Source organism: Streptomyces sp. NPDC052052, from assembly GCF_040680455.1.
GTDB lineage: Bacteria > Actinomycetota > Actinomycetes > Streptomycetales > Streptomycetaceae > Streptomyces.
Genome location: NZ_JBFAWU010000002.1, coordinates 258,638 through 278,732 on the forward strand (window position 1 = coordinate 258,638; position 20,095 = coordinate 278,732).

The 20,095-nt window shown below is 71.6% G+C and carries 16 protein-coding genes and 1 CRISPR repeat array; of the genes, 8 read left to right on the forward strand and 8 right to left on the reverse strand.

Features of this window, described 5'->3' with window-relative positions; genetic code table 11:
* Positions 1-22: 22 nt before the first annotated feature.
* The 4 genes from AB0L71_RS03080 to AB0L71_RS03095 all read left to right on the forward strand — a co-directional run bounded on the left by AB0L71_RS03080 (position 23) and on the right by AB0L71_RS03095 (position 5,267).
* Positions 23-1,387, forward strand: a complete 1,365-nt coding sequence (locus AB0L71_RS03080) for a deoxyribodipyrimidine photo-lyase (RefSeq protein WP_365237173.1) — start codon at positions 23-25, stop codon at positions 1,385-1,387.
* 163 nt (positions 1,388-1,550) lie between these two features.
* A complete protein-coding gene (locus AB0L71_RS03085) occupies positions 1,551-3,128 on the forward strand; it encodes an amino acid permease (protein WP_365237174.1) in 1,578 nt (525 codons plus the stop codon).
* Between the two features lie 183 nt (positions 3,129-3,311).
* Positions 3,312-3,645: a CRISPR direct-repeat array (repeat unit 29 nt; unit sequence CTGCTCCCCGCGCACGCGGGGATGGTCCC).
* 90 nt (positions 3,646-3,735) lie between these two features.
* Positions 3,736-4,716, forward strand: coding sequence for an ADP-ribosylglycohydrolase family protein (locus tag AB0L71_RS03090; RefSeq protein ID WP_365237176.1), 981 nt, complete (start codon positions 3,736-3,738; stop codon positions 4,714-4,716).
* Between the two features lie 98 nt (positions 4,717-4,814).
* Positions 4,815-5,267, forward strand: coding sequence for an SPW repeat protein (locus tag AB0L71_RS03095; protein ID WP_365237178.1), 453 nt, complete (start codon positions 4,815-4,817; stop codon positions 5,265-5,267).
* 100 nt (positions 5,268-5,367) lie between these two features.
* On the opposite strand, the gene AB0L71_RS03100 is transcribed toward AB0L71_RS03095, so the two are convergent.
* Positions 5,368-6,024, reverse strand: coding sequence for a helix-turn-helix domain-containing protein (locus tag AB0L71_RS03100; protein ID WP_365237180.1), 657 nt, complete (start codon positions 6,022-6,024; stop codon positions 5,368-5,370).
* 170 nt (positions 6,025-6,194) lie between these two features.
* On the opposite strand from AB0L71_RS03100, the gene AB0L71_RS03105 reads away from it, so the two are divergent.
* The 4 genes from AB0L71_RS03105 to atzF are packed head-to-tail and all read left to right on the forward strand — an operon-like array spanning position 6,195 to position 12,879.
* Positions 6,195-7,013 carry an urea amidolyase associated protein UAAP1 gene (locus tag AB0L71_RS03105; protein WP_365237181.1) on the forward strand — a complete coding sequence of 273 codons (819 nt, stop codon included), beginning with the start codon at positions 6,195-6,197 and terminating at the stop codon, positions 7,011-7,013.
* On the forward strand, positions 7,010-7,690 hold the full coding sequence (locus AB0L71_RS03110; protein ID WP_365237183.1) for an urea amidolyase associated protein UAAP2: 681 nt from the start codon (positions 7,010-7,012) through the stop codon (positions 7,688-7,690). Before AB0L71_RS03105 ends, AB0L71_RS03110 begins: the two co-directional genes overlap by 4 nt.
* Complete coding sequence (locus tag AB0L71_RS03115) at positions 7,687-11,217, forward strand: 5-oxoprolinase/urea amidolyase family protein (protein WP_365237185.1); 3,531 nt, start codon at positions 7,687-7,689, stop codon at positions 11,215-11,217. Before AB0L71_RS03110 ends, AB0L71_RS03115 begins: the two co-directional genes overlap by 4 nt.
* A 9-nt stretch (positions 11,218-11,226) precedes the next feature.
* Positions 11,227-12,879 (forward strand): allophanate hydrolase, encoded by a 1,653-nt coding sequence (atzF, locus tag AB0L71_RS03120; RefSeq protein WP_365237187.1) that lies wholly within the window; start codon positions 11,227-11,229, stop codon positions 12,877-12,879.
* 251 nt (positions 12,880-13,130) lie between these two features.
* On the opposite strand, the gene AB0L71_RS03125 is transcribed toward atzF, so the two are convergent.
* The 7 genes from AB0L71_RS03125 to AB0L71_RS03155 all read right to left on the reverse strand — a co-directional run bounded on the left by AB0L71_RS03125 (position 13,131) and on the right by AB0L71_RS03155 (position 20,084).
* Positions 13,131-15,965 carry a DEAD/DEAH box helicase gene (locus tag AB0L71_RS03125; RefSeq protein WP_365237188.1) on the reverse strand — a complete coding sequence of 945 codons (2,835 nt, stop codon included), beginning with the start codon at positions 15,963-15,965 and terminating at the stop codon, positions 13,131-13,133.
* A 44-nt stretch (positions 15,966-16,009) separates the two neighbouring features.
* The gene (locus AB0L71_RS03130) at positions 16,010-16,918 is read right to left on the reverse strand and encodes a diacylglycerol kinase (protein ID WP_365237190.1); all 909 of its coding nucleotides are present in this window, start codon (positions 16,916-16,918) and stop codon (positions 16,010-16,012) included.
* Between the two features lie 16 nt (positions 16,919-16,934).
* Positions 16,935-17,885, reverse strand: a complete 951-nt coding sequence (gene tatC / locus AB0L71_RS03135; protein WP_365237192.1) for a twin-arginine translocase subunit TatC — start codon at positions 17,883-17,885, stop codon at positions 16,935-16,937.
* A gap of 62 nt (positions 17,886-17,947) precedes the next feature.
* On the reverse strand, positions 17,948-18,238 hold the full coding sequence (tatA, locus tag AB0L71_RS03140) for a Sec-independent protein translocase subunit TatA (protein ID WP_365237194.1): 291 nt from the start codon (positions 18,236-18,238) through the stop codon (positions 17,948-17,950).
* A gap of 367 nt (positions 18,239-18,605) precedes the next feature.
* Complete coding sequence (locus tag AB0L71_RS03145) at positions 18,606-18,803, reverse strand: hypothetical protein (protein WP_365237195.1); 198 nt, start codon at positions 18,801-18,803, stop codon at positions 18,606-18,608.
* A gap of 35 nt (positions 18,804-18,838) precedes the next feature.
* Positions 18,839-19,108 (reverse strand): hypothetical protein, encoded by a 270-nt coding sequence (locus tag AB0L71_RS03150; protein ID WP_365237197.1) that lies wholly within the window; start codon positions 19,106-19,108, stop codon positions 18,839-18,841.
* A gap of 19 nt (positions 19,109-19,127) precedes the next feature.
* Positions 19,128-20,084, reverse strand: a complete 957-nt coding sequence (locus tag AB0L71_RS03155; protein ID WP_365237199.1) for a WYL domain-containing protein — start codon at positions 20,082-20,084, stop codon at positions 19,128-19,130.
* Between the last annotated feature and the right edge of the window lie 11 nt (positions 20,085-20,095).

Here is a 20,095-nt window from a genome sequence, read left to right on the forward strand (position 1 = left end):
AACCCTGGAAGGGCGCACGTCCATGACCGTCTCCGTGGCGCTGTTCACCTCCGATCTGCGAGTGCACGACAACCCGGTGCTGCGGGCCGCGGTGGACGACGCGGAAGCCGTCGTCCCGCTGTTCGTCCGCGACGAGGGCATCCACCGGACTGGCTTCGACGCCCCGAATCGGCGGGCGTTCCTCGCGGACTGCCTCGCCGACGTCGACGCCGGGCTGCGCCGCCGCGGCGGACGGCTCGTCGTCCGGGAGGGTGCCGTGGTGGCCGCCGCGCGCGACCTGGTCGTGGAGACCGGTGCGCGGAGCCTGCACATCGCCGGCGGGGTGAGCGGATACGCGATGCGCCGCGAGGAACGGCTGCGCAGGGAACTGGCCGCCGTCGGCTGCACCCTGCGGGTCCATGACGCCGTGGTCACGGCGCTCCCCCCGGGCCGGGTCGTCCCGGCGGGACGGGACCACTTCGCCGTGTTCACCCCGTACTTCCGGCGCTGGGAGGCGGAGGGAGTACGCGGAACGCTGGACGCGCCCCGCACGGTGCGGCTGCCGGAAGGGGTACGGTCCGGGCCGTTGCCGGAGCGTACCCGGGTGACCGGGGTCTCCCCCGGACTCGCCCGGGGCGGTGAGTCCACCGGCCGCCGGCTGCTGTCGTCCTGGCTGCGCGGCCCCCTGGCCGACTATGGGACCGGTCAGGACGACCTGGCCGGTGACGCGACCTCCAGACTCTCCCCGTACCTCCACTTCGGCTGCGTCTCGGCGGCCGAGACGGTCGGCCGGGCACGACAGCGGGGCGGGCCGGGCGCCGACGCGTTCGTGCGGCAGCTGGCGTGGCGGGACTTCCATCACCAGGTGCTCGCCGCCCGGCCGGACGCCGCCTGGGAGGACTACCGCACACGGCACGACCACTGGCGGCCCGGCGAGGACGAGGCCGAGGCCTGGCGCGCGGGACGCACCGGCTATCCGCTGGTCGACGCGGCGATGCGGCAACTCGCGTACGAGGGCTGGATGCACAACCGGGGCCGGATGCTCGTGGCCTCCTTCCTCACCAAGACGCTGTACGTGGACTGGCGGGTGGGTGCCCGGCACTTCCTCGATCTGCTGGTCGACGGTGATCTGGCGAACAATCAGCTGAACTGGCAGTGGATGGCGGGTACCGGCACCGACACCCGCCCCAACCGGGTCCTGAACCCGGTGGTCCAGGGCAAGCGGTTCGATCCCCGTGGCACCTATGTGCGCCGCTGGGTACCGGAGCTCGAGGACCTGGCGGACGGCGAGATCCATGAGCCGTGGAAACTGTCCGGCCCGCGACGCTCCGCGCTCGACTACCCGGAACCGCTCGTGGACCTGGCGGAGGCGCGGGCCCGCTTCGAACGCGCCCGCGGCCTGGGCTGACGCCCAGCCTGACGCCCGACCTGATCCCCCGTCCGACACAGGGTCAGCCGAACGGGCCCCGAGTGAGGACTTCGGCCCCGCGCGGACACAGCTGCGTCATGCGGCCGAAACAGCCCGTCCCTAATTTCTGTCACCCGACAGGAAATCGGCGACAGGGGCTCATATGACCGCCACCGCACCCACCGAAGTACGGTCCTCCCCGCCCGGGACCGGCCGGGGCGACTCCGCCGCCCTGGCCGGCTTCGGCTACCGGCAGGAGCTTCACCGGTCCATGGGGCGGTACGCCTCGTTCGCGGCCGGGTTCTCCTTCATCTCCGTCCTCACGACCGTCTTCCAGTTCTTCGCCTTCGGCTTCTCGTTCGGCGGCACGGCCTTCTTCTGGACCTGGCCCGCGGTGCTGATCGGCCAGCTCCTGGTGGCCGCCTGCTTCGCCGAACTCGCCGCGCGCTACCCGCTGTCCGGGGCGATCTACCAGTGGTCGACGCGGCTGAGCACGCCCGCCTTCGGCTGGTTCGCCGGCTGGATCATGGTGATCGGGCAGGTCGTGGTGGTGGCTGCCGCGGCGCTCGCGCTCCAGGTGGTGCTCCCAGCGGTCTGGTCCGGCTTCCAACTGCTGGGCGGCGACCCGGCACCGACCACCGCGACGGGCGCGGGCAATGCGGCGCTGCTCGCGGTGGTGCTGCTGGCCCTCACCACGACGGTGAATCTGCTCGACAACCGGATCATGTCGGCCGTCAACCGGGTCGGTGTCACGGCGGAGATCATCGGCGCCGTCCTCATCGTGGTGCTGCTGTTCACGCACGCCGAGCGCGGCCCCGGGATCACTCTGCACACCGGCGGGCAGGGCGGCACGGTCGGCGCGCTCCTCGTCGGCTCGTTCACGGCCGCGTACGTACTGATCGGGTTCGACAGTGCGGGCGAGATGAGCGAGGAGACCCACAGCCCCCGCCGCACCGCGCCCCGCACGATCCTGCTGGCGCTCGCCTCGGCCGGCGTGCTCGGCGGGCTTCTGGTGCTGGGCGGAGTGCTGGCCGCGCCGAGTCTCGTCGACGGACGACTGGCCACGGAGGGCCTGTCGTACGTGCTGACCAGCAGCCTGGACCCCGGTGTGGGGAAGCTGCTGCTCGCCGATGTGGCGGTCGCCGTCGCCGTGGCCACGCTCGCCATCCAGACCGCCGGATCCCGGATGCTGTTCTCGATGGCCCGGGACGGCGTACTCCCTTGCTCCGTTCGGCTGGCCAAGGTCTCCCCGCGCACCGGGATGCCGGCCGCCCCCGCACTGCTGGTCGGCGCAGGGGCCGCTGCGCTCGGACTGCTCAACCTGGCGTCCCCGGACGCGTTCCTGGCGATCGGTACCACCTGTATCGCGATGCTCTATCTGGCCTACGCCATGGTCACGGGCCCGATGCTGCTGCGCCGCCTGCGCGGCCTGCCACTCGCCGCCGACGCCGACGCCGACGCCGACGGCACGGTCCGCGACGAGGCGGGCGACCCCCTGTTCTCGCTGGGACGGTTCGGACTCCCGGTCAACGCCCTGGCGTTCCTCTACGGGGTCGGCATGACGATCAACCTGGCCTGGCCCCGCGCAGCGGTGTACGACCCGGCGGGCGGCCACTGGTACTTCCAGTGGTTCACGGTGCTGTTCCTGCTGGTCACGGTGGGGATCGGAGCCCTGTACCGGCTCCTGCGCGCACGCCGCGTGGGCGCGGCTGCGGAACCGGTTATGACGGAGATTCAGTAACCGGCTGACTGCCCGAGGATTGCCCCTGAAGGCAGACGAGCCGACTCTAGGATGAGCATGCGCGTCGCCGCCATCACTTGATGCTTGAGCAGAGGAATTGAGGGCGCTATGCCGGTATTGCCGGACTCGGCGAAAGTGAGGGAAACCGGCCTGCCCCCGCGATAAAGCCGCAGGTCGCACAGCCTGCTCCCCGCGCACGCGGGGATGGTCCCAGTGGATCAAGACCACCGAAGGAACGCCCCAGCTGCTCCCCGCGCACGCGGGGATGGTCCCAACACCAAGCACGGTGTCTGGTACGGCATGAACTGCTCCCCGCGCACGCGGGGATGGTCCCGCTGGCGTAGGACACACGGCGGGCACGCTGAACTGCTCCCCGCGCACGCGGGGATGGTCCCATCTCGATCCGGCCCAGGCCGACATTGAGCTGCTGCTCCCCGCGCACGCGGGGATGGTCCCGCGCACAACTCACAGTGCCGTGGAGGCACTTGCTGCTCCCCGCGCACGCGGGGATGGCCCAGGAAGCGAAACCCCGGAGAGCGCTGCGGCAATACCGCTCGGTGCGGCTCTCGCACGTACACGAGGAGGTGGCGCTCCGTACGCTGAGCAGATGAACCCTCTGGGCATCGTGGGCCGGCCGGACCGTGTGGCGGGTGCCGTCGTCGGTTCGGCGGTCGGTGACGCGCTGGGCGCACCGTTCGAGTTCGGGCCCGCCGGTGTGTACACGGCCCGCTTCCCTGAGGGCATCGGCACCATGTGCGGGGGCGGCGGCTGGGATCCCGGCGAGGCCACGGACGACACGCAGATGGCCGTGCTGATCGCGGAGTCCTTGCTGGAACAGGGCGGCCTGGACCTCCCGGACATGTTCGGCCGGTTTCGCCGATGGGCGGCGGGCGACCCGAAGGACATCGGCCTGCAGACCGAGGACGTCCTGACGAGCGACGCCCCCTGGGATCTCGCGGCGGCGCTGCACTTCCAGATCAACGGGCGCGCGGCAGGCAACGGTTCACTGATGCGGGCCGCCGCACCGGCGGTGTACTTCGCGCGGGCGGGGTGCGGGGCGACCATGGACGCCGCCCGCCGGATTGCCGCGCTGACGCACGGCGACCGGGCCGCCTGGGAAGGCACCGCCGTGTTCCACGAGCTGGTCCGGGTGGCGCTGGAGGGCGACGATCCGCTCGCAGCCGTCCCGCGCACACTGGACCTCGTACACGAGGATCACCGCGCACGGTGGGCCAGCGTGCTCTCGCCCGACTGGCACCCGGACCAGGCGACGGAGTTCAACGGTGCGGTGTGGCCGTGCCTGGGTACCGCGCTGTGGGCACTTCGCACGACAGGTACTTACGAGGAAGCCCTGGCAGCGGCGGTCGACGTGGGTGGGGACACGGACACGGTCGCGGCAGTGACCGGTGGTCTGGCAGGAGCGGTCCACGGTTTCGAGGCGATTCCGACGCGCTGGTGCGAGCCCCTGCACGTCCCACTGCCGGGGTACGGAGACCGCGTACTGCGGACGCCTGATCTGCTGACCCTGGCCAGGCGGCTGGACGGCGGCGCAGATGGCGCGATTCCCGCAGATACATATACGCCATAAATCTGCGCATAAGGGCGAGATAAGAGCACAATGGCATGAGCGGGCCGTGTGCATGCAGTCACGCCGGTCAGGCCCGTAGAGACGAAGGAGGCGATCCCATGTCAAACGTCTCGCACCCCACCCGTGACATGCGCACTCACCCCGATATCACCGAAATGCGCGAACGTTACGCGCACATGTTCGGCGGCCGTGATGTGGTTCTGGTGGACGCGCCGGTGTTCCTCATCGGCCTCTACTGCGCCATCTCGCCCTGGGTGCTCCACTTCACGGCGACTCAGCCCGCACTCATGACGCACAACCTGATCATGGGTATCGCCATCGCCGTGCTGGGCCTCGGGTTCACCGTCATGCCGGAGCGGATGTACGGCTTGAGCTGGGCCATCTGCGCCATGGGCGCCTGGGTGATCGCCTCGACGTGGGTCGTCGGCAGCAGCCCGGACCTCGGCGTCACCCTCAACAACGTCATCATCGGCGCGCTGACCATTCTGCTCGGCCTGGTCTGCGTAGGTGCCGCGATGAAGAGCGGTCGGCGCGGCCGGCGCTCGACCTGAGGAAGGAAACCCCGGCCGGTCCGCACCCAGCGGACCGGCCGGAACCGTGCCCGGGCCGGGCCCGGCGGGGATGAATCGAGGCCCGGCGCCCCGGGCCGGGCTACGAACCGCCCGCCCCGCCCCGGGTCTCCCGGTGCGCTCCCACGATCCGCAGGGCCGCGTCCGCCGTGGCCGCCGCGAAGGCGTCGACCGCGCGCCCCGGATCCGACCGGTGGACCAGGATCACCCCCTCGATCAGCCCGAACACCAGATCCGTACGGAGTTCCGCCTCGTCCTGGCTGAGGGCCCCGCCCGCCTCCGTGGCCACCAGCAACTGCCCGTACGCCTGCTTCAGTCCGGCCCTCACGCGGTGGAAGTCCGCGAACCGCTCGGCCCGCACCTCGGGCAGCACATACAGCGCCCCGAGGTTGTACGCGCCGCCGCACAGCAGCTCCACGTCCGAGCGGCACAGCTCCCACAGCCGGTCCTCGGCGCTCCGCTCCTCGTCCGCCAGCAGCCGCCTCGCCAACTCCAGCGACGGGGCGACCGTGGACTCCAGGAGCTCGGCGAGGAGGTCCTCCTTGCCCGCCACGTAGTGGTACATCGTCGCCTGCCGCATGCCCGCCCGGTCGGCGACGGCCCGGGTCGTGGTGGCGGCGTACCCGCGCGTGGTGAAGAGCTCGGCGGCCGCGGTGAGCAGTTCGTCGCGCGCGGCCAGCCCGCTGTCCGGCCGCCGCTGAGCCCGCGGGCGGCCGACCTTTCTTCCGGTACTGGACATGGGCCGATCGTCGCACATCCGCACGGGTCGCGATCTTGGTGAGGACCCGGTAACTCCCGCGCAACGGACGGGCAACGCCCGCGACTTACCGCCGCCCTAATTTCTGTCGTGCGACAGAAACAGGCCGCGGTAACCGCGTCAGAACCCCCCGTACAGCCGGAGGTCCAGCCATGCCGACAGCGACGACACACGGGGCCCGGGATCACGCCCGCGCCCAGCACGGCACCCGTACCGAGTCCATGCCGGTGGTACCCGCGAGCGACTGGTCCGAGCCCCTTCCCGGCGCCCCGGTCTGGGCCGAGACCGTGGCAGGCGGCAACTACACCCATCGCGTCCTGGCCCGCGGCACCGAACTGCGGCTCACGGACCTCGCGGGCGACGCCTGCGCCCATCTGCTCCTGTACGCCGACGGGCGGCCGTGGGAGCGGCTCAACACCGCGGACACGGTGAAGGTCCAGTGGAACGCCTACCTCGGCACGGGCCGGCTGCTCCTCTCCGACCAGGGCCGGGTCCTCGCCTCGGTGATCGCGGACACCTCGGGGCGCCACGACGCGCTCTGCGGCACCTCGTCCCTCGCGCGCAACACCGCTCGCTACGGCGACGGCACCCCTCAGTCCGCCTCCCCCGCGGGCCGGGAACTGCTGAAGCTGGCCGCGGCGAAGAACGGTCTGGGGCCCCGCGATCTGCCGCCGTCGCTCTCCTTCTTCCAGGGGGTGGAGGTCCGGGAGGACGGCGCCCTGGACTTCACCGGCCCGGCCGGGGCGGGCGCCGCGGTGACCCTGCGCGCCGAGCAGGACCTGACCGTACTGATCGCCAACGTCCCGCACCCGCTGGACCCGCGCCCCGCCTACGTCTCCACCCCGCTCCAGGTGCTGGCCTGGCGGGGCAGGGCGACGGGTCCGGGCGATCCGCTCTGGGACGCCACCCCGGAGGGCCGCCGGGCCTTCCTCAACACCGTCGACTTCCTCACCTCCAGGGGGCTCGCATGACCTCGACCGGCACCACCGCCGCCACCGGTACCGGCCTCACCGCGGCCACCGCTCCGGGCCGCACCACGACCGTCGTTCCGGCCCGCGCCGCCTGGTCCGCCGTCGTGCGGGCCGGCGAACAGCTCTCGCTCACGGATCTGCACGGCAACCAGGCCGTCGACTTCCTGGTGTACGACGCCCATGACACAGCCGTCCGCTACAGCGCCCCGGACACCCTCCAGGCGCAGGGCGGCATCTTCCTCACCACCGGCAGTGTGCTGATGTCGAACGAGCACACGCCGTTGATGACCGTCACCGAGGACACCTGTGGCCGCCACGACACCGTCGGCGGCGCCTGCTCCAAGGAGTCCAACACCCTTCGCTACGGGCACCACACGTGGTCGCAGCACGCCTGCGTCGACAACTTCCTCGCCGAGGGCGCGAGGTACGGGCTCGGGAAGCGCGATCTGGTCTCCAACATCAACTGGTACATGAACGTCCCGGTCGAGGAGGACGGCACGCTCGGCATCGTCGACGGCATCTCCGCCCCCGGTCTGCGGGTGACGCTGCGCGCCGAGACGGACGTCCTGGTGCTGGTCTCCAACTGCCCCCAGATCAACAATCCCTGCAACGGCTTCGATCCCACCGCGATCGAGGCCACCCTCACCGCGGCCACCGTCAGCGGGGCCCGCGCATGAGCCGTTTCGACACCCTGCTGGTCGCCAACCGGGGCGAGATAGCCGTACGCATCATCCGCACCGCCCGCCGCCTCGGCATCCGTACGGTCGCGGTCTTCTCCGACGCCGACCGCTCCGCACCCCATGTCCGTCTCGCCGACGAGGCGGTACGGCTGGGCCCCGCGCCGGCCAAGGAGTCCTACCTCGACGCCGACCTGGTCCTGGCGGCGGCCAAGGACACCGGAGCGGGCGCCGTCCACCCCGGCTACGGCTTCCTCTCCGAGGACGCCGGTTTCGCCCGCCGCTGCGAGGACGCCGGGATCGTCTTCGTCGGTCCGACCGCCGAGCAACTGGAACTCTTCGGCACCAAGCACACCGCACGCGCGGCGGCCGAGGCGGCCGGCGTGCCGCTCGCCCCCGGCACCGGACTCCTCGCCGACCTGCCGTCGGCGCTGGACGCCGCCGGGCGCATCGGCTATCCGGTGATGCTCAAGGCCACCGGCGGCGGTGGCGGGATCGGCATGTCGGCCTGCCGGTCGGCACAGGACCTCACCGACGCCTGGGAGCGGGTGCAGCGGGTCGCCGCCGCCTCGTTCTCCTCGGCCGGTGTCTTCCTGGAACGCCTCGTCGAGGACGCCCGCCATGTCGAGGTCCAGGTCTTCGGCGACGGGCACGGCCGGGTGGTGACCCTCGGCGACCGCGACTGCTCCCTCCAGCGCCGCAACCAGAAGGTTCTGGAGGAGGCCCCCGCGCCCGCACTGCCCGCGCACATCCGCGCGCAACTCTCCCGGTCCGCAAGCGAGTTGTGCGCAGCGGTCGGGTACCGCTCCGCGGGCACCGTCGAGTTCGTGTACGACGCGGCGCGCGCCGAGGCGTACTTCCTGGAGGTCAACACCCGCCTCCAGGTCGAGCATCCCGTGACCGAGGAGACCCACGGCGTCGACCTCGTCGAGTGGATGCTGCGGCTCGCCCAGGGCGACACGGACGTCGTACGCGAGCCGGAAGCGCCGCGCGGCCATGCCGTCGAGGCGCGGGTGTACGCCGAGGACCCGACCCGCGACCACCGCCCCGGTGCGGGCCTGCTGACCCGGGTCGCCTTCCCCGAGAGCCCCGGCGTGCGCGTGGACACCTGGATCGAGACGGGTACGGAGGTGACGACCGCGTACGACCCGATGCTGGCCAAGGTCATCGCGTACGGCAGCGACCGCGCCGAGGCCCTGGCACGGCTGGACGCCGCGCTCGCCGCCACCCGGATCGACGGCATCGAGACCAACCTCGGCCTGGTACGGGCGGCCCTGGCCGACGACCGGGTGCTCGGAGCCACGCACTCCACCGCCACCCTCGCCACGATCACCGACCCGACCCCACGTATCGAGGTGGTCTCCGGCGGCACCCTCACCACCGTGCAGGACTGGCCGGGCCGCACGGGCCACTGGCAGGTCGGCGTACCCCCGTCGGGTCCGATGGACGACCTGTCGTTCCGGCTCGGCAACACGGCCCTCGGCAACGACGCGGGCGCCCCCGGCCTGGAGTGCACGCTCCAGGGGCCGACCCTGCGCTTCTCCCACCCGACGACCGTCTGCGTGACCGGTGCGCCCGCCCCCGTCACCCTGGACGGCCGGGCCGTCGCCCAGTGGGAGCCGTTCACGGTCCCGGCGGACGGCACCCTCACGATCGGCGCGCCCACCGGTCCCGGGCTGCGCACCTACGTCCTGTTGTCCGGTGGCGGACTGGACGTGCCGGAGTTCCTGGGCAGTGCGGCCACCTTCACCCTCGGCGGGTTCGGCGGCCACGGCGGCCGGGCCCTGCGCACCGGCGATGTGCTCCACGGCGGCGCGGCGGACACCCCGGCCGCCCCGGTACCCGAGGCGGACCGCCCCCGTTTCGATTCCGTCTGGCAGCTGGACGCGGCCGAAGGCCCGCACGCCGCACCGGAGTTCTTCACCGAGCAGGACATCCATGACTTCTACGCGGCCGACTGGAAGGTCCACTTCAACTCCGCCCGCACCGGCGTGCGGCTGGTCGGTCCGAAGCCGCGCTGGGCCCGCGCGGACGGCGGCGAGGCCGGCCTGCACCCCTCCAACATCCATGACACGCCGTACTCGGTGGGCGCGGTCGACTACACCGGCGACATGCCGGTCCTGCTGGGCCCGGACGGCCCGTCCCTCGGCGGCTTCGTCTGCCCGGCGACGGTGGTGACCGGCGAGCGCTGGAAGCTGGGTCAGCTACGGCCCGGCGACACGGTCCGCTTCAGGCCGGTGACAGTGACGGGCGAGCCCCGCGCCGACCTCGTCGACGGAGGCATCCTCCTGCGCGATGCCACCCGCACCTACCGGCGCAGCGGCGACGACAACGTGCTGGTCGAATACGGGCCGATGCAGCTGGACCTGGCTCTGCGGATGCGGGTGCACGCGCTGATGGAGGCGCTGGAGGCGGAGGCCGTCCCCGGCATCACCGGTCTGACGCCGGGCATCCGCTCGCTCCAGATCCAGCTGGACCCCAGCGTCCTTCCCCAGCAGCGCCTGGTGGAACTGCTGTGCCGCATCGAGGCGGAGCTCCCGCCCACCGATGCCCTGGTCGTCCCGTCCCGCACCGTGCACCTCCCGCTGTCCTGGGACGATCCTGCGACCCGTGAGGCCATCGCCCGCTACATGGCGGGGGTACGGGACGACGCTCCCTGGTGTCCGTGGAACATCGAGTTCATCCGCCGGGTCAACGGCCTGGACTCGGTCGACGACGTGTACCGCACGGTGTTCGACGCCGAGTACCTGGTGCTGGGACTGGGCGACGTGTATCTGGGCGCCCCGGTCGCCACACCGCTGGACCCCCGCCACCGCCTGGTCACCACCAAGTACAACCCGGCCCGCACCTGGACCGCGGAGAACTCGGTCGGCATCGGGGGCGCCTACCTCTGCATCTACGGAATGGAGGGGCCGGGCGGCTACCAGTTCGTCGGCCGCACCACACAGGTCTGGTCGGGCTGGCAGCAGCGCGGCGCCTTCGAGCCGGGTTCGCCGTGGCTGCTGCGGTTCTTCGACCGCATCAAGTGGTACCCGGTCGAGGCGGACGAACTCCTGGAGCTGCGCGCGGACATCACGTCCGGCCGGTTCGTACCGCGCATCGAGGAGGGCGAGTTCTCCCTGGCACGGTACGAGGAGTTCCTAGCCGAGAACGTCGACTCCATCGCCGCGTTCCGCACCCGCCAGGGTGCCGCCTTCGCCGCCGAACGCCATGCGTGGGAGGAGGCGGGCGAGTTCGCCCGCGCGGACGCGGTGGCGGCCCCGGCACCCCCGGCCGACGAAGTGCCGGTGCCGCCGGGCGGCCGCCTCGTGGAGGCGGAGTTCGCCGCGTCCGTCTGGCAGCTCAACGTCTCGGTGGGCGACACGGTGTCAGCGGGTCAGCCGCTGCTGGCCCTGGAGGCGATGAAGATGGAGTCCCGTGTCCACGCTCCCGCCGCCGGCATCGTCACGGCGGTTCTCACCCGGCCCGGTGCGCAGGTGGAGCCGGGTACGGCGCTGCTGGTCCTGGCCCCGCCCCACACGAACTGAGGAGCACTCATGCCGACCCCGGACCCGTCCCCCGTCGTCGCCCGCGTCCGTGCCGCCTACGCCCGGATCGAGGCGGTGGACCGCCCCGAGATCTGGATCGATCTGCGCCCTGGGCCGGACGTGGAGGCCGAGGCCCGCAGGATCGAGTCCCGCATCGCCGAGGGCGCATACCTCCCCCTCGCGGGCCGGCTGCTGGCGGTCAAGGGCAACATCGACGTGGTCGGCCTCCCGACCACCGCCGGCTGCCCCTCGTACGCGTACGAGCCGGACGCCGACGCACCGGCGGTGGCCCGTCTCCGCGCCGCGGGCGCGTTGGTGATCGGTACGACCAACCTGGACCAGTTCGCCACGGGTCTGGTCGGTACGCGTTCGCCGTACGGCGCCGTCCGCAACGCGTTCGATCCGGAGCGGGTCAGCGGCGGTTCCAGCTCCGGATCGGCGGTCGCCGTCGCCCTGGGCATCGCGGACCTCGCGCTGGGCACGGACACCGCGGGTTCCGGCCGGGTCCCCGCCGCGTTCAACGGCATCGTCGGGATCAAGCCGACCCGCGGCCTCGTGCCGACGGACGGTGTGGTCCCCGCCTGCGCGAGCCTGGACTGTGTCACCGTCTTCGCCCGTACGCTCCCCGAAGCCGAACAGGCGATGGCCCTGATGGTCACCGCCGCTCCGCGACCCGACCGCTCCCGTGTCCCCGGTCCCTGGCGGATCGCGGTCCCGCCCACCGAACTGCTCGGCGCACTCGATCCCGGCTGGGCGGCGGCGTACGAGTCGGCGGCCGGGCGTCTGCGTGCGGCGGGCGCGGTGCTCCGGACCATCGATCCGGCCCCGTTCATCGAGGCCGCCGCGATGCTGTACGACGGTGCGTTCGTCGCCGAGCGCTACACCGCGGTCGGGGCGTTCATCGACGGCGCCGCCACCGCGTCCGGTCTCGACCCCACGGTCGCCCGCATCATCACGGCGGCCCGTGACATTCCGGCCCACCGGCTCTTCGCCGACCAGGCAACCCTCTCCGAGCTCCGCGCCGCCGCGACAGCGGCGCTCGGCGACGCGGACGCCCTCCTGCTGCCCACCGCACCGGGCCACCCCACGCTCGCCGAGGTCGCGGCCGACCCGGTGGGGGCCAATGCCCGCCTCGGCCGGTTCACCAACTCCACCAACCTGTTCGACCTGTGCGCGGTGGCGGCCCCCGCGGGCGAGGTGGACGGCCTGCCGTTCGGCGTGATGCTGATCGGCCCGGCGCACACCGACGAGCGCCTCGCCCGGATCGCCGCCCTGCTGACCCCGCCCGCCCGCATCGCCGTGGTGGGCGCCCACCTCACCGGCGAGCCCCTGAACCCCCAGCTCCGGGCCCTGGGCGCCCGCCTGATCCGGACCACGGCCACCGCCCCCGTCTATCGCCTGCACGCCCTGCGCACGGACCCGCCCAAGCCGGGCCTGGAACGGATCGGGGAGGGTGGGGCCGCGATCGAGGCGGAGGTGTGGGAGCTGCCCGCCGAGGGGCTCGGGCAGCTCGTCGCCGCGCTCCCCGCACCGATGGCCCTGGGCCGGGTCGAACTCGGGGACGGGGAATCGGTGCCCGGCTTCCTCTGCGAGCCGTATGCGCTCGAAGGCGCGAAGGACATCACGGTGCACGGAGGTTGGCGCGCGTACCTCGGTCATTGACCCCGGGGGCAGTCGGCTCGGCGGCCCCGCACCCGTTCTGCAGGGCGCAGGTGCCTCGACCGATGTGGTCCCCCGTGGCCGGATCGGCATCCGCTCGTGTGGGTGCCCAGGGCGTGCCCTAGCAGTGGCCGGGCAGCGACCGGATCCGTGGCCTGCGGCCGGAGGTGCGCCGGGCGTGCCCCGGCCGGCCGGCCTCCGGCCGGATGCGCCCGTCGCCGCGGGTCTCCCCGGGGCGCCTGCCCCGCGATCCCTCAGCCCACAGAGCTGTAGGCGACGACGCCACGCAGCACCGCGTCCACGGCCTTGTGCGCACTGCGCGCCACGGAACTCCCGTCCCGGGGCGCCGCGGCCGCGATCTGGCCCAGCACGTCGATCACCTGCTTGCACCACCGCACGAAGTCCCCCGCGGGCATGTCCGCCTCGCTCAGCACCTCGTCCAGCGTCCGGCCGGACGCCCACATGTAGACCGCCCAGGCAAACCCCAGGTCGGGTTCGCGCTGACCGACCCCCTCCGTCTGGTTGATCTTGAAGTCCTCCTCCAGGGCGTCGAGCCGGCCCCAGATCCGGACCATCTCGCCCAGCGCGGTCTTCGCGGGCCCCGACGGCACCTTCGGTGCCACCGCGTCGTCGGCCTGCCGCGCCTCGTACACCAACGCCGAGACGCACGCCGCGAGTTCGGCCGGGTTCAGCCCCTCCCAGACCCCGGCCCGCAGGCATTCGCTCGCCAGCAGGTCCAGCTCGCCGTAGAGCCGCGCGAGCCGCCGCCCGTGCTCGGTGACCTCGTTGCTGCGGAGGTAGTCGAGTTCGGTGAGCAGGGCGACGATCCGGTCGAAGGTGCGGGCGATCGTGTTCGTCCGGCCCTCGATCCGGCGTTCCAGTTGCCTGGTGTCGCGCTGCAGCCGGTGGTACCGCTCGGCCCACCGGGCATGGTCCTCGCGCTCGTCGCAGCCGTGGCAGGGGTGCGCGCGCAACTCCGCCCGGTAGCGGGCGATCTCCCGGTCGTCGGCCGCCGGGGAACGGTTCTTGCGGTGCCGCTCGGGCACTATGTGCCCCGCCTTGGTCCGCAGCGCGGAGGCCAGATCGCGACGGGACTGCGGGGAGCGCGGGTTGAACGACTTCGGCACCCGCATCCGGTCCAGCGCCTCCACCGGAATCGGGAAGTCGATCGCGGCGAGCCGCTTGACCTGTCGCTCGGCGGTCAGCACCAACGGCCTCGGCCCGTCGTGGTATTCGAGTCCGCGGTGTCCGTGTCCGTTGGTCCGTCCGGCCGGCAGCCCCGGGTCGAGGACGAGTGCGAGTCCGGCGAACTTGCCGGTGGGGACATGGATGACATCGCCCGGCTTGAGCTTCTCCAGGGACGCCGCGGCCGCGGCCCGCCGCTGCGACGCGCCCTGCTTGGCGAGTTCGGTCTCCCGGTCCTTGAGTTCGCGGCGCAGTCGCGCGTACTCCTCGAAGTCGCCGAGGTGGCAGGTCATGCCCTCGCGGTAGCCCTCCAGCCCTTCCTCGTTCCGCTGGACCTGCCGGGAGATCCCGACCACCGACCGGTCGGCCTGGAACTGCGCGAAGGAGGTCTCCAGCAGTTCCCGCGAGCGGTGCCGCCCGAACTGCTGCACGAGGTTGACGGCCATGTTGTACGAGGGCCGGAAGCTGGACCGCAGCGGATAGGTGCGGGTGCCCGCGAGTCCGGCCAGCGCGCCCGGGTCCATGCCGCGCTGCCACAGCACCACCGCGTGGCCTTCCACGTCGATCCCGCGCCGCCCGGCCCGCCCGGTCAGCTGGGTGTACTCGCCGGGGGTGATGTCGGCGTGCTGTTCGCCGTTCCACTTGACGAGCTTCTCCAACACGACCGAGCGCGCGGGCATGTTGATGCCGAGGGCGAGGGTCTCGGTCGCGAAGACGGCCTTAACGAGCCCTCGTACGAAGAGTTCCTCGACGACCTCCTTGAACGTGGGCAGCATGCCGGCGTGGTGCGCGGCGATGCCCCGTTCCAGTCCCTCGAGCCACTCGTAGTAGCCCAGGACATGGAGGTCCTCGCTCGGGATCGACGCGGTGCGCTCCTCGACGATCTCGCGGACCAGGCGGCGCTTCTCCTCGTCGTTGAGCCGGAGTCCGGCGTGCAGGCACTGCTGCACGGCGGCCTCGCAGCCGGCCCGGCTGAAGATGAACGTGATGGCGGGGAGCAGCCCCTCGGCGTCCAGCCGGTCGATGACCTCGGGCCTGGCCGGGGTCCAGATCCGGCTGCGCTGGCGCCGCTCCCGCTCCCGGTCCGCCTCGCGGATCATCTTGCCGCGGCGGCGGTCTCGCGGGTTGTACGCGCGCTGGTTCTCCAGCCGGACGAGCCTGACGAGGTCGGGGTTGACCTCGCGGCGTCCGGCACCGCGGCCGCCGTGGTCCGTCTCCTCCTCGAAGAGGTCGTACATCCGGCGGCCCACCAGCACGTGCTGCCAGAGCGGCACCGGGCGGTGCTCGGAGACGATGACCTCGGTGTCGCCGCGGACGGTGTCCAGCCAGTCACCGAACTCCTCGGCATTGGACACGGTCGCCGACAGCGACACGAGGGTCACCGAGTCCGGGAGATGGATGATCACTTCCTCCCAGACGGCACCGCGGAAGCGGTCGGAGAGGTAATGCACCTCGTCCATCACCACATAGCCGAGACCCCGCAGCGCCTGCGAGCCCGCGTACAGCATGTTCCGCAGGACCTCGGTGGTCATGACGACCACCGGGGCATCGCCGTTGACGCTGTTGTCACCGGTGAGCAGGCCGACCTTCTCGGGGCCGTAGCGCTTGACCAGGTCGGTGAACTTCTGGTTGGACAGGGCCTTGATGGGGGTGGTGTAGAAACACTTGCGGCCCTGTTGAAGGGCGAGGTGGACGGCGAACTCGCCGACGATCGTCTTGCCCGATCCGGTCGGGGCGGCGACCAGCACGCCCTTGCCGGCCTCCAGTGCCTCACAGGCCTCGATCTGGTAGGGGTCCAGATCGAAGTCGTACATCGCGCGGAAGGGCGCGAGCGCGGTGGCCAGCTCGGCGGCACGGATCCGAGAAGCCTGGTATCGCTCAGCTGGTGAGAGGTCCTCTGTCATCTTGCTTACGAGCGTACCCGCCGCCTCGGACAGTGACGCGATCTTTAAATGGCACCCTCGGAACCCGGCACCAGCACCCTCGCCGCACCCGGCACACAGGTCGCCGTGAGCGGCAGCGCCCCCAACGGCTCGCCGTCCGCGTACGCGGTGACACCCGCTGCGGCCAGCTCGATCGAGGAGACCCGGTGCACGGTGACCGCGGGGTGGTCGAGGTGCGTTCCCCGGTAGACGCGGGGAAAGACCTTCAGCAGGGTGGTGCGGCTGCAGTTCCCGACGACGGTCACGTCGAAGAGCCCGTCGTCCATGACGGCGTCCGCGCAGATCCGCATGCCCCCGCCGTACGACGATCCGTTGCCCACCGCGATGAGGGTCGCCTCGATCTCCCGGACCGCTCCGCCGTCCAGCCTGACGCGGTACGGGATCGGCCGGAAGGCGGCGAGTTCGACGAGGATCGCGAGGTCGTACTTGAACCGTCCGCCGACCCACCGCATCCGGTTCCCGCGGTCGTTGACCCGGGAGTCGAAGCCGGAGGCGAGCACCGAGCCGAACCAGCGCTCACCGACCTGTCCCAGGTCTATCTCGCGGACGGTGCCGCCCTTGAGGGCTTCGGCCGCGAGCCGCCCCGCGGCGGCCGGATCGCGTATCGGCATCCCGAGCGCACGGGCGAAGTCGTTCCCGGTGCCCACGGCGACGACCCCGAGCGGGGTCGTCGTTCCGGCCACGGCCTGCAGGGCGAGGGACATCATCCCGTCCCCGCCCACCGCTATCAGCGCACCGGTCCCGCCCGCGACGGCTTCACGGGCCCGCCGCAGGGCGTCGTCGGCGTCCGTACCGAGCACCGTGCGGACGGAGAATCCGGCGTCCCGCAACGCCGAAGCGGCCGGCTGCGCGTCCTGCGCGCCCCGGCCGCGTCCGGCGGTGGGATTGACGAAGAGGGTGATCTCGCTGGTCACCCGGGGACCCTACCGGTCAGGTGATGTCGTCGTAACCGTCGGCCCGGTCACGGTCCGAGCCCGCCTGCGCGGGCAGCGACCGGCTGGACGCGACCGGTTCGATCTCACCGATGTCCTCCGGGGTGAGGTCCAGGTCCGATGCCTCGTCGTCGGAGGGACCGGCCGCCGCGAGCTGTGCCTTGCGACGGTCGTTGAGGAGGGAGATCGCCGTGGCGATGAAGTAGAGCACCCAGATCGGTCCGGCGAGCGCCAGCATGGTCAGCGGGTCGGTACTGGGGGTGGCAAGCGCGGCGAAGACCGTGATGCCCATGATCATTCCGCGCCACCAGCCGAGCATCCGTCGACCGGTGATGACCCCACCGAAGTTCAGCATGACGAGCAGCAGGGGCAGCTCGAAGGAGAGCCCGAAGACCACCACCATGCGCGTGATCAGGTCCAGCAGGTCGTCCAGCGGCAGCTGGTTGTCGAGCCCGCCCGGCGAGAAGTCCAGGAGCACCCGGGCCATCGTGGGCAGAGTCTTGTACGCGAAGAATCCGCCGGCGAGGAAGAGCGGGAATCCCGCGCCCACGAAGGCGAGCGAGTACCTCTTCTCGTGCTTGTGCAGCCCCGGGGCGACGAAGGCCCACAGCTGGTAGAGCCAGATCGGCGAGGCCAGGACGACACCCGCCATCAGGGAGACCTTGAGGGCCAGGGTGAACGGGGTGAGCAGACCGTTCAGGACGATACGCGCGCAGGTACCGTCCTCCTTCTTGGCGAGTTCGGCGAAGCTGTACTCGCAACCGACCGACTTCAGTACCGGGTCGGTGAAGAACTCGATGATCCCCTTGTAGAAGAAGGCGGCCACGATCGTGACGACGACGATCGCGAGCAGCGCCTTCGCCAGCCGGTTACGCAACTCACGCAGGTGCTCCACCAGGGGCATACGGCCCTCTGGATCGGTCTCCTGTTTGCGGGCAGACTTGAGCAACCCACGTCCTCATCTCGTGCAGCAGGCCGTCACCGTGCGCGGCGCCTGCGTCGGCCCGGTGGTCAGCGCTTGGTCGAGTCGGTCGGCTCCGCGACCGGACGCGAGCTGGTCACGTCACCGGGCGCCGCCTTGATGGTGCGCGGGGCGGCCTGGTCCTGGGCGGCGTCGTTGGCCGGCTCGGCCGGGGTGGCCGACGGGTTGCCCTCGGACTTCATGGCCTTGGCCTCGCTCTTGAGGATGCGGGCCGACTTGCCCAGCGAGCGAGCCATGTCGGGAAGCTTCTTCGCGCCGAACAGCAGGACGATGACGACGAGGATCAGGATGATCTCGGGAGCGCCGAGCCTTCCGAACATATGCGTGTACCTTCTCACCGAGGCAGCAGGGGTGGGGCGGATCGAACGCCGGACAGATGTCCGATCGTCGTACTGCCTGCGATCGTATCCCGCAGGAGTAAACGCAGGGCAATACCCATGCATCCTTGCGATTACGGCCCATGCCTCGCTCTCAGGGCCGCTTCAGCAGGGTACCCCGCGACGCTGAGAAACTGGAGGGCGCAACCTTCACTCGCCGGTTCCCCCTGTTCACCATGGGTCACACGATCGTGTGGACGGCAGAGCCGGGCGGCATCCTGTGGGCCGTACCGGGCCCTCCTCGCGGCAGCGCTCCCTCTCGCCCACGCTCCGCAGTGGCCCCTGATACCCCCTGATTCACAGGAGATCCCTAACGCAGGGCCTCACCGGTGGCGGCAAGATCCGTCGCGGCCCGTTCGAGGTCCTCCGCCGCCCGGTTGATGCGCTGGGCGGTCCGCGCCACCTGGTGCCCCAGACGCCGGGCCTCGATGAAGACCTTGACGGCCAGCACGCCGAGGACGGCGATCCCGAGAAACCCCAGGGCGACGGCGAGCATGGGCCAGAACATGTGCAGAGCCTCCATGTGTCCAGGTGTCCGAAGGCCTAAAGGCCGGCGTGGAGGCGCAGTGTCCGCACCCCGCCGCCGGTGAGGAGCTCGACTATCCGTTCCCCGGCGGGCTTGCGGACCGCCGCTCCGCACTCCGGGCAGGTGAAGGAGTAGAACGTCGTCCGACGGCTGGCGCCCACGGCGAGGCGGATGGCGCTCGCCGCCAGTTCGAACCTGCTGCCGCAGTCCGGACAGCCGGCCTTGAAGCGTACGGCCTCGGGGACGACCACGGTCGGAACACCCGACACCACAGACATATCGCTCATATCTCCCTCAGGGCTCCGCTCACGCCGGATCATCGTAGGCGGCGAGCGCCGCACGGGCCGCCTGCTGTGCGCTCTGCGCCAGTTCCGGCGGCGAGACGATGCGTCCTTCCCCGCCCAGCCGCAGCGCGAGCCTGCGCAGCGACGCCGGGTCGGGGGTACGCAGAGTGATCCGCAGCCCGCCGTCGGGCAGCTCCTGTGCACTGTCGTGCGGGTAGTACTCGGCGACCCACCGGCCGCCGGGTCCCACCTCCACCACGACCGCCGGGTCCTCGGCCGCGGGCTGGACGAGACCTGCGGACAGATCACGCAGTTCGAGCTCGGGCGGCGCGGCCGGTTCGTCGAGCAGCCGGATCTCGGCGACCCGGTCGAGCCGGAACGTGCGCCGGTCCTCGGTGGATCTGCACCACGCCTCCATGTAGGTGTGGCCCACGGCGAACAGCCGGATCGGGTCGACCTCGCGCTCGGTGAGTTCGTCGCGCGCGGGCGAGTAGTAGCGCAGCCAGAGCCGGCGCCGCTCGGAGATCGCCCGGTCGACATCGGCGAAGACACCGCCCTCGGACTCGAAGATGACCGAGAGCCGCGAGCTCGCCGCCGCCGCCTCACCGGCGGCCGTCTCCAGCTTCGCGGTGGCCCGCAGCAGCGCCTGCCGGTCGCTCTCGCGCAGCCCGGGCAGGGTGGCCACGGCGCGGGCGGCGACCAGGAGCGCCGTCGCCTCGTCGGCCGCGAGCCGCAGCGGCTCCGCGACATCGTCCGGGTTGTGCCACCAGATCCGGTCCCCGTCGGTGTCGATGTCCAGCAGATCCCCGCCGCGGAAGCTGGTACCGCACATGGGCAGCACGTCCAGGTCCGAGATCAGTTCGTCCGCGGTGATCCCGAAGGCGCGGGCGACGTCCTGGACATGGGCGCCGGGCCGCTCACGCAGGTACGTCACCAGGGAGAGCATCCGGCGGGTCTGGTCGATGGCGTTCGTGGCCATGAATACGGTCC

Coding starts and splice junctions, on each gene's coding strand:
- AB0L71_RS03080 (WP_365237173.1), top strand. CDS start 23: ATGACCGTCTCCGTGGCGCTGTTCACCTCCGATCTGCGAGTGCACGAC.
- AB0L71_RS03085 (WP_365237174.1), top strand. CDS start 1,551: ATGACCGCCACCGCACCCACCGAAGTACGGTCCTCCCCGCCCGGGACC.
- AB0L71_RS03090 (WP_365237176.1), top strand. CDS start 3,736: ATGAACCCTCTGGGCATCGTGGGCCGGCCGGACCGTGTGGCGGGTGCC.
- AB0L71_RS03095 (WP_365237178.1), top strand. CDS start 4,815: ATGTCAAACGTCTCGCACCCCACCCGTGACATGCGCACTCACCCCGAT.
- AB0L71_RS03100 (WP_365237180.1), bottom strand. CDS start 6,024: ATGTCCAGTACCGGAAGAAAGGTCGGCCGCCCGCGGGCTCAGCGGCGG.
- AB0L71_RS03105 (WP_365237181.1), top strand. CDS start 6,195: ATGCCGACAGCGACGACACACGGGGCCCGGGATCACGCCCGCGCCCAG.
- AB0L71_RS03110 (WP_365237183.1), top strand. CDS start 7,010: ATGACCTCGACCGGCACCACCGCCGCCACCGGTACCGGCCTCACCGCG.
- AB0L71_RS03115 (WP_365237185.1), top strand. CDS start 7,687: ATGAGCCGTTTCGACACCCTGCTGGTCGCCAACCGGGGCGAGATAGCC.
- atzF (WP_365237187.1), top strand. CDS start 11,227: ATGCCGACCCCGGACCCGTCCCCCGTCGTCGCCCGCGTCCGTGCCGCC.
- AB0L71_RS03125 (WP_365237188.1), bottom strand. CDS start 15,965: ATGACAGAGGACCTCTCACCAGCTGAGCGATACCAGGCTTCTCGGATC.
- tatA (WP_365237194.1), bottom strand. CDS start 18,238: ATGTTCGGAAGGCTCGGCGCTCCCGAGATCATCCTGATCCTCGTCGTC.
- AB0L71_RS03145 (WP_365237195.1), bottom strand. CDS start 18,803: ATGTTCTGGCCCATGCTCGCCGTCGCCCTGGGGTTTCTCGGGATCGCC.
- AB0L71_RS03150 (WP_365237197.1), bottom strand. CDS start 19,108: ATGAGCGATATGTCTGTGGTGTCGGGTGTTCCGACCGTGGTCGTCCCC.
- AB0L71_RS03155 (WP_365237199.1), bottom strand. CDS start 20,084: ATGGCCACGAACGCCATCGACCAGACCCGCCGGATGCTCTCCCTGGTG.